Below are 15,529 nucleotides of genomic sequence, written 5' to 3'. Positions count from 1 at the left end.
TATCCCATGACGATAGAGAGGCTGGCGTTGATCACCTCAATGAACAGGGCGGTGCGCTGTTCAAAAGGGTATGGATGTTACCAGTATCAGTTCTTCGAATCGCTGGGTATCGTAATGACTATTTCTTATTGTATTAGGAATAGACTGTTAATTATTGGGAACGTTTGCAAAATGGATTTTTCGGCAAAAAGAGTCTTTAGTCAAAATTTAATGCAGAAAAGTATGACAATGATCGACTTATTTAGCCGGATCTGGCGCTTAATGTGATCATAAAGCACTATCTTTCATGATTATTAGTTGTCAAACTTGCAAACAATTGCAGAAAAGAACAAAAGGCTGAATATAGCATGGCAAGTTTGCATGACGTCGCGAAGCTCGCAGGGGTTTCAAAGTCTACCGTGTCTCGCGTTGTTAATGATGAGTACGGAGTAAAAGAAAGCACCAAGGTCAAGGTCAGAAAGGCGATTGAAGAGTGCGGTTACTTTGTTAATCAAGTCGCTAAGGATCTAAAATTACAGCAGACCAACTTGATTGGAGTCATTGTGCCAACTGTCTCTTCAGGCGCCGTTTCACAAGGGGCGGACGGTCTAAGTCGGGTGTTTGAGCAAGCAGGGAAATACGTACTATTGGCCAATAGCCAGCATAACAATGACAAAGAAGTTGAGTTTATTCGGTTGTTCAATCAAAAACGGGTCGAAGGCATTATTCTCTATGCGACTCACCTTGATAAGGCGTTGGTTAAAGTGATTGGGCAGTCCGACGTGCCAGTTGTGCTGGTGGGGCAAGATGGTTCTTTGTTTGATATACCAAGCGTGATTCATGATGACAGCCGAGTTGGGTTTGTTGCCGGCCAAAGGTTGGTTGAGGCTGGCGCAAAAAAAATCGGCTTTATTGGCGTAAATAGCCAGGATATCGCTGTAGATTCAATGCGTTATCAAGGATTGCTTCAGGCCACAGAATTCGCGGGACTCGGTGAACCTTTGTTCCATAGCCGAGGAGAATTTTCTATTGAATCGGGCTTTGAGCAGATGACGGAACTCCTCAATACTTACCCAGACGTTGACGGCGTATTCTGTGCAACCGATCGTATTGCTGTTGGCGCAATTAATGCCATTAAGTGTGCTGGAAAATTGCCTGGCAAAGAGATAAAAATTCTAGGAGTCGGTGATGATGAGCTGGGTAGCGTGTGTTCACCTTCGCTGTCGACATTTCATTATTCATTTGATTCAGCCGGAGAGACGTCGGCACAAGTGTTGTTAGATTTAATTAATGGAAAACAACAGCATATGAGCAAAATGGTACTTGGTTTTAAGAGCGTAGCTAGAGAAACCTGCTAATTATGTAGTACTTGGTGTGGGTGTCGCTGACGAAACTTCGGCGTAACGCGCCGCTTGTTGATTGCGCACTTATGTCATTATTTACTGGTGCGCTCACAGATTTTCGGTTGATGCGCGATTCTAACTTGAATTTTAAGATAGGCTCCTCTAGAGTTGCAAACGTTCCCAAAATATTAACTGTGAGAGTGACTATGTCGTTAGCCTGTTTTATTGCAGACTGTGGTGGAATCCAGAATGTAACCCGTGTACTTATTCCTGATGATGATCTTGTATTTGAAGTTAGGGATATTGATTTAGTGACAGGGACACCACCTTCAATGGATGACGTTGATGGGCAAACATGTGTGGGCATTGATCGAGCACTAGGACAAGTCCGTTACAAAAAGCCAGCGACGTTAACAAGTGCCGACCTGCTTGCTGTTGGTAAGCAGATAGCAAACCAACAGCGTGGAATGGCGCAAACGCGTGAAGTGGCAACAGAGTGTGAGTTTCGTCCACAGTGGCATGTTGCGCCACCGCAGGGTCTGCTTAATGATCCTAATGGTTTCGTCTTTCACAATGGACAGTACCATTTGTTCTACCAATGGTCGCCGTATTCCTGTGAACATAAGGACAAATACTGGGCGCATTTAGTGAGCAAAGATATGCTTGATTGGCAGGGACAACCTATCGCCCTGACACCCTCTGACTGGTTTGACTCTCATGGGGTGTTTTCCGGACATGCTGTAAGTCACGGTGATGAGTTGATGCTGTTTTATACGGGTAATACACGGATTGGCGAGCAACGAGATCGTCATACGACTCAATGTCTTGCCGTGTCAGCCGACGGTGTCAGCTTTGATAAAAAAGGCCCGGTTGTCGCAACCCTTCCTCCTCAAGTCACGCCACATTGCCGCGATCCTAAAGTGTTTTACCATAACAACGAATGGTTCATGTTGCTCGGCGCACAGCGAGAGGACTTGCAAGGACGTCTCGCGGTCTATAAATCGAACAATCTTCATGATTGGGTGTATCACGGCTTGTATGGTGAAGAGATGGGGAATTTCGGTTACATGTGGGAATGCCCAGATATGTTCCAACTTAATGGTCGCTGGGTTGCGCTTATCGGCCCGCAGGGAATTGCGTCAACAAGCCCGCATCATACAGTGCCTCATCATAATGGCTATGTTGATGTTGAATTATCCGATGAACAAGGCATAACATTTTCTGGCTTTAAGAATCTTGATCATGGCTTTGACTTTTATGCACCACAGACGTTAGCAACACCAGATGGTCGGCGTGTACTGGTTGGATGGATGGGATTGCCAGATGAAATTAATCAACCCAGTATTGATAATGGCTGGATACATCAACTCACAGGCTTGCGTGAATTGACGTATCAAGACGAGCGCCTAATACAGCGTCCGCTGCAAGAGCTGAAATCAATGAGAAGTCCTGTTGAAGTATTTGAGCTTAACCATTCGTCAAGAGACTTAGGCACAAAATCGTTTGAGTTACAGGTGGAACTTGAGTGGGGCAGTGAATTCGCGTTATTCAAAGACAGCCATCATGAGCTCAAGATAGTTCTAGACGCGGACACTCGCACGCTATTGCTAGACCGAAGCCAAACCTTAATAAGAGAAGGTGACCAAGTAAGGGATCTGTCTCTCTCTAGTTCCACGGTAACACTGCAAATTTTGGCGGATTCATCGTCGGTAGAGATTTTTATTAATGATGGTGAATATGTCATGACTAGCCGCGTGTTTACCCCGCTTAACGCGACCAGCATAACGCTGTCTGGCTGCGCGACGTTTTCATTTTGGAGGTTGGCTTTACCAAAGTTGAACTCTGCAAGTAGTAACCAAGAAGGGTGTGAGTAATGAACAGAGTATGGTTGTCTGGTGATGCGGTTGTTGACTTAATTCCTGAAGGGGATGTGAATTATCTGAAGTGTCCAGGTGGCGCGCCAGCCAATGTTGCAGTCGCCATCGCTCGTTTAGGTGGAGACTGCGCTTTCTTTGGCCGTGTAGGTGACGATCCACTTGGGCGATTCATGAAGCAAACGCTAAGTGATGAAGGGGTGGATACCAAGCACATGGTATTGGATGCGGCGCAGCGTACCTCTACCGTTATCGTTGATCTTGATGCTCAAGGAGAGCGAAGCTTTACCTTTATGGTAAAACCTAGCGCCGATCAGTTTCTTACCCAAGGCGATATACCACGATTTCAGGCTAAACAGTGGCTTCATTGCTGTTCCATTGCTTTAGCTAATGAACCGAGCCGAAGTAGCACGATGGCGGCGATGCAGAATATCAAAGCCGCTGGTGGTTTTGTGAGTTTTGATCCAAATCTTCGTGAAGAAGTGTGGGCAAACCCGGGTGAGATTCGAGTGGTGGTACTTAATGCGATTGAAATGGCCGATGTGGTTAAATTTTCCGATGATGAATTGTTGTATTTGACTAATACCAACACGTTGGAAGAGGGGTTAGCCTATATTGCCCCCCTTAATATCCCTCTGGTTCTCGTGACTCAAGGGGCAAAAGGCGCTGTGATTATCTATCAAGGGTGTCAGCAGTTGATCGCTGGTCAAAAAATGCAACCAATCGATACAACAGGAGCAGGAGATGCGTTTGTTGGCGGGCTACTGACACGTCTGGCGCAAAGCGATGAATGGGACAGTATCGCGACCATCATGGAAGCCGTTCAGTGGGCTAACGGCTGTGGCGCGCTAGCGACAACTAAAAAAGGAGCAATGACCGCGCTACCAACTGAGCCTGAATTAATGGCGTTTATTCATCAGTAATCGTAGCAATTCAGTCGCGTTGGAGTGAATAAACCACTGTGGGAACAACGAAGCCGAGTAGGAACGATTCTCATGGTAGGAGATGGTTTTTTATTGCAAGATCTCGCTTCTTATTGTTGAAATAGGTTCCTATCGCCAATTGCTAAGCTTAGTTAGCGGTTATGCTGTACTCACAGCGCCAGTTGCCATTGTGCGCTGTGATTCATTTATTGAAAAGTTACTCGCTAACGCAGAAAGGACCCATTACCATACCAGGCAGTTTTACTAACAGAAGTATCATAATATGCCATTACCTCCTTGCCTTGCATGCCAATCCAACTATGTTTATCAAGACCAAAATCAGCTCATTTGCCCTGAATGTGCGTATGAGTGGAACCCCCAGCAATTATTGGATGAACGGTTTGTTGTCCATGATGTAAATGGCGCGCTGCTGGAACAAGGGGATAAGATCACAGCCATCAAAGATCTCAAAGTAAAAGGTAGCTCTATGGTTGTTAAGATAGGTACAAAGGCGGTGATTAAGCGAATTATCGAGGGTAAAGATCATCAGCTTGACTGCAAGGTCGATGGTGGGGTTGAAATTTTAGTTACCGCGAAGTATGTCAAGAAAGCATAATAAGGAACCGAACTATTACGGGAAATGGTCATTACTGGAAGTCCTATAAAAGCGTTTGGCATCGTTCTCGACTAAGCTCATCTAAGTCTCTTATAACAATGAGCGTTTGATTAAGCGTGAAGCTTTTCATTAAAAAGCGCCTGACCATAATACACATGGAACAAAGGATGGACTATGAGCAAGCCGATTATCTCCAATAACGTACCAATCAAAACCGATCTGACCAAAGACAAAGAATACTATTACTGCACGTGTGGTCGTTCATCTAATCAACCTTTTTGCGATGGTTCTCACGCGGGGACTGAGTTTAAACCGAAGAGTTTTGTTGCGGCTGAAAGTGGTGATGCGTATTTATGTCGTTGTAAACATACTCAGAATCCACCGTATTGTGATGGTTCTCATAAACAATTTACCCAGCAGCAAGTTGGGCAAGAAGGACCAGGAGTTCAAATACAATCGCCAGATAGTATGCCAATCGCAACCGTCACAATAGAAGAGCCTACCGTCGAATTTATCCACCAATTGGCTCGAGATGGTTTAAAAAAAGTCGGTCATCATGGACCGATGACGTCGATGGGAGTACCGCGGCATCTGTTGCCACATTGGGATGACTTACAAGTGATGGTGGCACAAATGGCGACGAAGCCATTACTGGAGGATGTATCAGTTGCAACGGAACTTGTGATTGGCCCTATGGCGAAGAAACCCCTATCGCTAAAAATCCCCTTATTTGTGTCCGATATGAGTTTTGGAGCGTTGTCCGAAGAAGCCAAAGTCTCTCTTGCGACAGGCGCGGAGTTGGCTGGCACAGGTATTTGTTCTGGTGAGGGTGGAATGTTACCGGAAGAACAAGCGGCAAACTCGCGCTATTTTTATGAACTCGCGAGTGCGGGTTTCGGTTATGACGAATCAAAATTGAAAAACGTCCAAGCGTTTCATTTTAAAGGTGGACAGGGCGCAAAAACAGGAACGGGTGGGCATCTTCCAGGCAGTAAGAATATAGGAAAAATTGCCCAAGTTCGTGGCATTGAAGCAGGCACAGCTGCTGTCTCGCCACCGACGTTTAAAGATCTTCACACCGCAGAAGACTTTAAGCATTTCGCCGATCGAGTTCGAGAAATCACGGGAGGGATCCCCATTGGCTTTAAATTAAGTGCCAATCATATAGAGGAGGACATTCAGTTCGCGCTCGATGCCAGTGCAGATTACATCATTCTCGATGGGCGAGGTGGAGGAACCGGAGCTGCGCCAGCAATGTTTAGGGACCACATTAGTGTGCCGACAATCCCCGCCCTAGCACGTGCCCGAGCGTATTTAGATAAGCAAGGCGTCAGCGGAAAGGTAACCTTAATCGTGACAGGTGGTTTGCGAGTGCCAATGGATTTTGTGAAGGCTATGGCGTTAGGTGCCGATGGCGTCGCGATATCGAATAGTGCAATGCAATCTATTGGTTGTGTGGCCGCTAGAATGTGTAATACCAATAATTGTCCAGCAGGTATTGCGACTCAAAAGGCCGATCTACGACAACGGCTTAATGTCGACAAAGCCTCAAAGCAACTTAATAATTTCTTTGACGCGTCAACCGAACTGATGCAAGTGATGGCGAGAGCCTGTGGCCATAATGCGCTAAGCCAGTTTAATCAACATGATTTGGCTACTTGGAGTAGAGAGATGGCACAGTTATCTGGAGTGCGGTATTCGGGGGTAACGTCTTTGTAGCGCCAACTCGAGCTAAAGATTGTTACGTAGCTTAGATAAAGAGTGATTCGTGCACTTTATCTAAGCTACCAATATAGTGATATGTCTAAAAATAAGGGGGGTGAGCGTAATCATATATGTGTGGTTTTTGTTTTAGTTAGTTTGTTTAGTTTTTTAATCAACTCTGCTCGTTCAATCTTCGCTTTGACCTTCATTTCTTGACTGGGGAAGTGGCGGGAGTTCTGTATATAACGTTCATAATTTACAGGTCTTCCTTCAACAAAAAGCTCAAGATGTAGGTGCGGCCCCGTTGTCCTTCCACTGTTACCAGTGAGTCCAATCAGTTCCCCTTTTAAGACTTTATCACCAACGTTAACATTGCGTTTAGAAAGATGCAGATATCGAGACAATGAACCGTTGGAATGACGTATATTAATAAAATCTCCGGCAAATTGATTATATTTTGACTTCACAACTATGCCATCAGCGATGCTGAATAATTTTGTGCCGATAGGGGATGCGTAGTCAGTGCCAAAATGTGGCGTTACTTTTTTTGTTGTTGGGTGTTTGCGCTTCAAGTTGAATGATGAACTAACACGGAAGTACTCACTTAGTGGATGAGTATAAAATGGCTCACCACTTAATTTGTATCCATTTCTGTTGTAGGTATTGTAATTTTCATCTTGAAGGATAAAAAAGTCGAATTTTCTACCAGTATAGTAAAAAGAACTAATATATCTATCGTTATCACTATTCGTTTGATACTTAATGGCAAACTTATCGCCATTTTGGACAGAGCTGATTATATCAAAATGTTTCTCAATTATACTGATTAGTGACTTGATTTCCTTTTGAGATAACCCAGAGTTTATAACCGATGTTATGAAAGAGTAGTCGATGATACCACTAATTATTTTAGTTCTCTGAAAATGTTTGTCATATAGTTCTTTAAAGTGTCTATCAGTAACAGAGTTTACGTTTTGAACACTTGGTTTTTCCTCGCTAGACGAGAGGTGATAAGTCATCGAACTAATAGTTACAGCAAGGGATGTGGAGAGAATAATAGGGAGTAATCGTTGGTAGTTGACGTGAGGTAGTGTGAAACTTGTCATTATAGTTGGTTCATCAAGAGGAACGTAAATTTTGGGATAGTATAATATTTTAAATTAAATCTTACACTGAGAAGCAGTTAATTCCTTTGTTTTAACTAAGTAAATGATTATAGATGCAAGAATAAAGTGGATTACAATATGAAAAGTCATTGATTACTTAGTTGTTTTGATTAAAGTACTGGTGATTTCGTCACGTTGAGAAATTTCACATTAAGAATATAATCTCGGAAAATTTTAATTTTCGATTTGCTATGTTTAATAAAAATACTTTATATATCACATTGATTTCAATTCTTACCTCCATAATTTTAGCCGCTTGCGGGGGGGAAAGTGGAGGAAGCAGTAGTGCTCCGGCAGCAAGGAAAAGCGGCACCATTTTTGGTACCGTCTTTGACGCGCCGGTGTATGGCGCAAGCGTATCGGTGTGGGAGTATGAAAATGAGCAAATCGGTCGTCAGCTTGGGCTGAGTCATACAGATGCGTTTGGTAACTACTCAATTCAAGTTGTATCTTCTTCTCGGCCGCTTTTAGTTAGAGCCGAAGGAGGAAGTTATACCGATCCTCTAACTAAGGAAATAATATCGGTTAGTAATGGTAAGATACTTAAACTAGATAGTGTGATTAATTATTCTGAAGGTTTGAGTCAAAGCCTTATGATTACGCCGTTAACCAACATTACGGCAGGTCTGGCTAAATACAAGCAGAGTAAGGGAGCATCGACAGAAAACGCGATTAATGGCGCGTTAGATACAGTTAACTCTATGTATGGATTTGATGTCAATAGGACTGAGCCAATTGATATCACTAACGGCGGTCAAAGCAGCTTTGCAACGCCTGGACACAAATATGGCGCATTGTTAACAGCATACTCCTCTTACTCTAATGATTTAATCGAGAAGTATGGGAATTCAAGTAATGTCTATACATCAATGAATCTTGCAGACATACAATACAGAGATATCGTGTCCGATGGATATTTAGATGGAAAGGAAATACTAGAAACGGGAGGCGGGGTAACACCGATCTCATTCGGTCGAAGAGAAGTTTCTAGTGATGTTTATACTAACCATTTAGCTCAACACCTTTTGATAGTAGTGAACGATCCTACTCTTAATATTTCGGGAACGAAAGCCAGTGACTACCAGAGCTTTAGTAATAAAGTTAATGAGCTAGGGACTCAAGGGGATGAACTAAGTATGATTCCCCCCCGAAATAAAATTGATATAGACACTGAGGCTCCAGTTGTTACTAGAACAGATAGTGATGTTCTTTCAGGGATTGATATCGTTGATATCAAGCTAACCGATGAAATTGGAGTACAAGATGTATCTGTGTATCTGCAGTTTGAATTGAACGGTAGTTGGTCGGATGAATACCGTTGTAATGAATCGGATACTACAAGTAATTACTTTTGCGCAGTGAATTATTCCGCTTTTGAAAAAGGAAAACGCGAAACATCTGTGAAAGTAATGGTAAATACAGTTGAAGTTGATGAAATCGATACTGATTCAGATACAGGGTTCTCCAATGTAACCGCCGCACGTATAGTGTTGTACCCGACGGATGTTTTAGGGAATACTTTAGTTCAAGGGACCCCAATTGATTTTATATGGGATAACAAAGCCCCCGTCATTGATGTAACGTCTTCTAGCACAGTGAATAACAAGCTTACGGATTATGTTTTAAAAGGCATTATAAAAGAAGATTATCAAGATATTGAATCCTCGTCAGTATCATTTAATGGCGGTATTACAGAGGATCTAGAATGTACCCCTGTTATCTCTGAATCTGGAAGTGCTTGCAAATTTGAAAAAAGCTATAAGACCGAAGAGTTTTCATCATCAACTCTATTTGAGATAACGGCGACAGACACTCAGGGGAATGTTGGAATATTTCTACATACAGTTAGCAAAGATGATCAATCGCCTACTCAGATCGTAACATACCCACAAACCACCCCAATGACGTTTGTTAATGTAAGTGATGAAGGCGAGCGAATTACCTCTGATGCTCCTTATACTCGGGATACTTACACTGCCAATAATGTAGCTTCGTCGAAAGATTATTTGAAAATTGATTTCCTTTACGCAAGTTCAGGAATAAAAGCGATGTTTAATAATGAGGCGGACTTCGAGAACTTCAACGTTAATTTATTAAAGCAAAATAAAATCCCTTATCTTAAAGTGATCGTATCTGATCCTCAAAACGAGACGATTATTGGCTCAAGTGCCGACAAACTTAAACTTATCGTAGAGTATTCAGTTAGCCAGAATAATGATGGAAATTACGTGTTACAGCACACGACGGATACTGTCGCTTCTTCTGGTGAATATTCTGCGGAGATACCACACGAAACAATAAATTACATTAACGACCGTGCCAGTCAAGTGACTTACTATATCCCTTACGTAAAAGAGATTCTTGGCGATAACTTTCGCAATGTTGCCGAGAGCAGTGCTCAGCGACTCGTGATTAAAACGATGGATGAGTCGGAAAATACGAGTGTAGTCGAGGAAGTCTATTTTCGAAGCAGCTTTGATCTCCCGACTATTTCAGTCGTAACCCCGTTTATCGGTGCTCAAGTTCAGCTTGAGGGCTTAACCGAAAATGGTGATTTCACTTCATTGGGAAACTGTACTTCGAGTCAAACGAATGAGCCAAATTCTGGGCAAAAAGCTTGGGATGTAGCAACATGCCCAACGACGACGGATCTGGTTAATTATGATTTTATGCGGATTCGAGTCTTGAGTTCAGCAGGTTCTAACCAACCCTATTATTATCAGTGGGAAGACCACTCTGGCTCCAAAACATATGTAGATTTAACTAAGGCAAATATTGGTGCATATTTTAAGCTAAATGGCTCGCAAACTTTTTACATTACCGAACTTGCTACTTATCACACAGGGCTGTTTGATTTTCTTTGGAATAAAGTTGTTGCAGGTGAAAAAACTGCGGTAAAAGGGCTGGAAATTTTACAACAAGTACAATCGGCGTTAGCGGGGCGAAACAGTCATTCATTCTTTGGTTTTGATCCGACTCTAATTTCCTATGCAACAAACGAAATGCTGCGTTTAGAAGCGGTTCCAGAACCACCCACTAACGAATACCTACATAGGTTTTTGCTTGAAGCGATTAACGAGTTATCGTCTAAAACACCAAGAAACAGTTCAGTGGGCTTTGCCTCTTCAATGTATGACGACTTTAGTTACGATGGCAAAGCAAATGGCATAGGGGCGAATGGGAATCAAATAAACCTTGATGGCTATGACTTTGGTTCGCATACGTATCGGCGTGATCTTGCGCAAGCACTTTATAATGTTATGACGATCAATTATGGCGTCGCTACGCATATAGCCCAATTATATGCGGATGAAATTTCGACTGCCAATCCAACGTTAGATGGCGAAGCAATCATTGAAGGCGACGGAGAGAGTATAGATAATTTACCGCCGGAACCGACGGTAGAAATAGAAACTGGCGATGTCGTTACTGCAAATAACAAGGATTATATTACCGGTGAAATTACCGCAAAGATCAACCTAAAAGATGCATCCGGTATAGATGAAACGCCAGAATATAAGCCTAGTTTTTCAACCATGTGGTTTAAAGTAGAGCAAGACAGTATACCAACTCCTTTAGAGGTGGAAATTGTCGAAGATATCGAGAGTAGCGACAAATACCAAAAGAACTATCGATTTTCCTTGGATACACAATCATCAAGTCTCCCTGATATTGTGGAGTTTGCAATCGAAATTAGCGCTAAAGACAGACACGGAAATGCATATGGGTATGATGGCAGTGAGCCGTATGTAAAAAGTTATTACATTGATAATGATTACCCGAATATTTCCTATTTACCACCAAAGGATGTAACTGGTAACACGCTCTCAGAAGAGGTCTACCTTAACGCTAGTAATGTTCATGAGCTCACTTTTATCGTTGAGGATTTAGTTGGGGATAAGCTAAGTGAGCGCCAATTGGTATTCTCGCTCCCGGATGGAAAGAAAGTCCCCTACGATCCTAGTAAGTTTACCGTAAATACAGCCTCTGGGTTCAAGGTAAAGCTCTGTACGGGTACATCTTGTTCAGACCAAGGTACAACAATTGATCCTGGAAATGGGGACTGGACTGTTGGTGTTCGTGCTGAAGACAATCTAGGGAATGTGGTGTCAGAGTTAACGAGCACTGCACCTAAATTTAAGGTCCGGATTGACTCAATTGCACCAATTGTGAAAGGAGAAGATCTTGCCAATCGGCTTGGAGGGAATTCTATTTGGAAGCCGAATATTGACTGGGGAACTTTGAGCAAAGGTGACCATGTGAATATTGATTTAAGGCGCGGATCCGGTCAAACAATGACACTTACTAGTTGCGAGCCTGAAGACGAGTTATGTAAAGAGCAGCCGCACATTATTGGAACCCAACCCGAAGTCCAAGTACAGTTAGTCGCAAATGCGTTTGAATTTGATGCATTGAACCAATTTTATATTACTGCGACAGACAGTGCTTACCCCGCAAATGTGAGCAATACTGGTACTATTACATTTAAAGTCGATAACCAAGGTCCGAAGATCGAACTAAATACGCCTTGGGCTACTCCTTGCGTCTCAGATGAATGTTTTGTGTTAGGCGAAGCATTTGATGTTCGCTTTAAATCAGTGATTGATGAGTCAGGTGTTAGAGATATCTTACTTTATCAGGTCGGAGAAAGTGAGCCGATCAAGAGCTTTTTACCGTCGGATACCAATTCAGAGTTTGTTATCCCATTGACGAAAGCAGATACCAGTAAAATTAGAATAGTAGAAGAAGGAGAAATCACAGAGATCTATGCTCAGGCTATCGATATCCATGGCTTTACGTCAAATTCAAATACACGAAGCTTTATCCTTGATCGAACTGGGCCATTATTAGGATTGAATGGCTATAGCAGTGATGCATTTTACCTTTCTAATTATCAGTTTAATATTACTGCCCAAGATTTCAATGCGAATGGTGTCCCGTCAATTGATGGCGTGGATAAAGAAAGTATTAAGTTTTGGTCTTTCACCGACACTCCGCCGCTCCCGGGTGTACCAGGACAAAAGCCGGATGAAAATCTAACAGTTGAACTAACGGGCCTATCTGACGGTATAAATAATATTCGTATAGAGGCGCTGGATCTAAGAGGCAATAAAACGACACAGGACTTCCCGATACAGATACGAAATGCCAAACCACAGATTTCCTCAGTTCAATTCAGTTATGAGAATGGTGATCCCATTGAAGGGGCGATCACTCGAGATGAGAGTATTGTTATATCGATGGAAGTTGAGGACCCGAGTGGGATTGAGGATGTAGTCGCGACATACAAGCATTCTGAACAAAGCAGTTCCAACCCTCTTACTTTTAATCGGGGTGAAGGTAATCGTTGGTTCACGACACTACTTCCAACCCAACTATCAGATGATGGCACATATGCTTTTGCTATCAAAGTATACAACAAAGTACGTTATATCAATGAGGCAGATAGAAGGTATGGTGAACTCAATAAGTACATTAGTGTTCAAAGGCAAGGGGTAGAACTTTCAATCGCAGAGCCACTTAATTTTCAAAATCATATTGCAGGGAAAGTGCTTACAGTGAATTTTGATGTCGTTGGTGAGGTGAAGGCTAAAACACTAGAGTGCTGGATTCGCGAGGATTATACCTCAGAAGATGCCCCCTCTGATGACGAGCTGTTTGCTTATTCTGGAGTCATCAACGTCTCTCAAAATAAACACAGTTGTACAGTGATTTCTGATCGTAATATGTCAAAAGCACCGGTTGCATTGATTACTCGGGTACTAGGTACCAATGGTAAAGTATCAATAGACAAATATAACTTTTCCATGGCGGATATCGATGCGCCGATTGTGATGGATGGTGAAGCTTATTACCTAAAGGGTAATGATGTTTGGTTTGATGATGAAAGTAATAAAATGCTTACATTTGACTTAACGTTTTATGATGAGTTATCCGGGGTGAATACATCGACTGATGATGTATATCCAAAATTAGTTAAAAAACAGCAGGGTAATCGAGCGTTTGTTCCGAAGAGTTGTTCTGGGGGGGAGGGCGAAATTAAGTGTACCTACTCTGAGCTATACTCCTCAATTATTAGTGGATTAAGTACTAAGCAAGAATACTCAATTAAGAACTTATCCGACATAGCTGGAAACGTGACCGCTGAACATGATTTATTATTGCAAATGCCTCAGGGGGATATTGATGTTGATATTATCAGCCCAGAGACGAGCAGTACTATTAATGGTCAGCAGCTTGTTGTTCAATTTAGAGTCAAGATATACGAAAACTCTCGCCTGGATAATGTAACCGCAAGGTTTGGCGTAGAAACGTATAACTATAAGGAACATCCTGAAAAGTTTTCTCAATTCGAAGATTGTATTGATGATCCAACGTATAAATGTTCTACGTTTACCAGTGACCTACCAGATGGTTCAGATGGTAAGTCTTTAACCGCCAAAATTATTGCCACTGACGTGTGGGCGAAGTCCGGTGAGCAAAGCGTTACTGTCTATGTCGACAATACACCTCCTAAGATCGGTCAATCGGTAAGTGTGACAACGCCTGATCCATTGACAAACATGGTGAGATTTAGGTTCGACATTACCGATGCGGTTAGTGGTTTAGAAAAAGTGAAGTATTCGTTATTTAAACCTCGTTACGAAGAAGAAAAACTCCAAGATGATGATGGCTCTGCAACTTACTTTGAGTTGAACAAAGACGACTTAATTAATCTCAATACAATTAGTGTTGATATAACCGCGACCGATAAAGTAGGTTTGCAAAGTAACGAGAGAATAGAGGTTAATATTAAGGTTCCAGAAATTTCGTTGAGTTTTGAAAGTGGTGCCGAAATTATTGATGGGAAATTGATATTCAAGAAAGAAAGTCAAGCATTTACACTTGATTCAATCGAAGGGGACAAAGTTAACGCGCAGCAATACACGTTGGACTACGAATCGATTGAACTTGATAATCTAAAGAAAACGGGGCAATTTTCACAATCGTCAGTGAATGATACGATTAATTTTACGGCGGATGAGCAGGGGCTATATCAAATAAAATTGGGCGTCATAGATTCGATAGGTCGAGAAATTACGAATTTTGAGTTGAATGGTAAGAAGTATGATTCTCAGGGTTTACAAGCGATAGTGGATTATCAAAAACCTCAGATATCGAATTTAACAGGAACCCAACTGTCAATGACGCCGGAAAATGGCCGATATAGATTCCAAGTTATGGCAATGGTTTCTGATAAAAACCTTAACCTTGTGACCAGTAATGCCATAGATGGTCAAGCGGTTGAATTTACCCCTGAGTCTATCACTAAACCAGAGAATGCTAACGAACCACATACGCTGGAATACTTACTTTCCCCAGGGGGTTACGCTGTCACTATTGTGGCGGATGATTTGGCGGGCCATGAGGTTAGAAATTCTATAAATATAGTCGTAAAGGAAGCGACAGTCCCTACGCTAAATATTATACCAATTGGCGATAATCCATTGGCTGGAGGTAAAGAACTAGACGTAAAATTTATTTTTTCCGAAGAAGTTGTGAACTTTGATGTGGGAGATATAAAAATAGTTGCTAGTGATAATGGAGAGAAAGGGAGCTTAGTCGAGAATAGCCTGACTTCAAGTGACAATATTACTTGGATAGCCAAATATAAAAGCCCCGAAAATAAAAATAAAAATATTACCGTGACCGTTGATGATGACAGTTACGAGAGTATAAATACTATTCCCGGTAAAGGAGCCAGCGCTGTTATCGAGGTTAAAGGAGTATTGCCAACATTGAGTAAGGCGACGTTTAACCCCACGCATCAAGCGATTGGTGAAAGTGTAGAAGTGACCTTGACGTTTGATAGTGAGATGGAGTCGGCGACGGCGACATTAGGGGGCCAACCGATCAGCACCTTAGCGGCCACAGCAGAGCGCAC

The 15,529-nt window shown here is 42.4% G+C and carries 7 protein-coding genes; 6 read left to right on the top strand and 1 reads right to left on the bottom strand.

Annotation, left to right across the window (positions count from 1 at the left end):
- Positions 1-347: 347 nt before the first annotated feature.
- The 5 genes from MD535_RS06530 (at position 348) to MD535_RS06510 (ending at position 6,454) form a co-directional block, all read left to right on the top strand.
- The gene (locus MD535_RS06530; protein WP_265674076.1) at positions 348-1,337 is read left to right on the top strand and encodes a LacI family DNA-binding transcriptional regulator; all 990 of its coding nucleotides are present in this window, start codon (positions 348-350) and stop codon (positions 1,335-1,337) included.
- 191 nt (positions 1,338-1,528) lie between these two features.
- A complete protein-coding gene (locus tag MD535_RS06525) occupies positions 1,529-3,196 on the top strand; it encodes a glycoside hydrolase family 32 protein (RefSeq protein ID WP_265674075.1) in 1,668 nt (555 codons plus the stop codon).
- Positions 3,196-4,119: an aminoimidazole riboside kinase gene (locus MD535_RS06520; RefSeq protein WP_265674074.1), complete on the top strand. Its 924-nt coding sequence runs from the start codon at positions 3,196-3,198 to the stop codon at positions 4,117-4,119. Before MD535_RS06525 ends, MD535_RS06520 begins: the two co-directional genes overlap by 1 nt.
- 283 nt (positions 4,120-4,402) lie before the next feature.
- Entirely contained in the window at positions 4,403-4,735 is a 333-nt protein-coding gene (locus MD535_RS06515; protein ID WP_265674073.1) for a zinc ribbon domain-containing protein YjdM, read from the top strand.
- Positions 4,736-4,909: 174 nt separating this feature from the next.
- Positions 4,910-6,454: a glutamate synthase-related protein gene (locus MD535_RS06510; RefSeq protein ID WP_265674072.1), complete on the top strand. Its 1,545-nt coding sequence runs from the start codon at positions 4,910-4,912 to the stop codon at positions 6,452-6,454.
- A gap of 110 nt (positions 6,455-6,564) precedes the next feature.
- Here MD535_RS06510 and MD535_RS06505 read toward each other — a convergent pair whose 3' ends face one another.
- Positions 6,565-7,545, bottom strand: a complete 981-nt coding sequence (locus MD535_RS06505; protein ID WP_265674071.1) for a peptidoglycan DD-metalloendopeptidase family protein — start codon at positions 7,543-7,545, stop codon at positions 6,565-6,567.
- A gap of 251 nt (positions 7,546-7,796) precedes the next feature.
- On the opposite strand from MD535_RS06505, the gene MD535_RS06500 reads away from it, so the two are divergent.
- A partial coding sequence (locus MD535_RS06500) for an Ig-like domain-containing protein (protein ID WP_265674070.1) occupies positions 7,797-15,529 on the top strand: 7,733 nt, incomplete at its 3' end.

Origin of the sequence: Vibrio qingdaonensis (assembly GCF_026191675.1) — a bacterium.
In the GTDB taxonomy this organism is placed as follows: Bacteria; Pseudomonadota; Gammaproteobacteria; order Enterobacterales; family Vibrionaceae; genus Vibrio; species Vibrio qingdaonensis.
The sequence above is the reverse complement of the archived record's forward strand: the minus strand, read 5'-3'. Positions and strand labels throughout refer to the sequence as shown.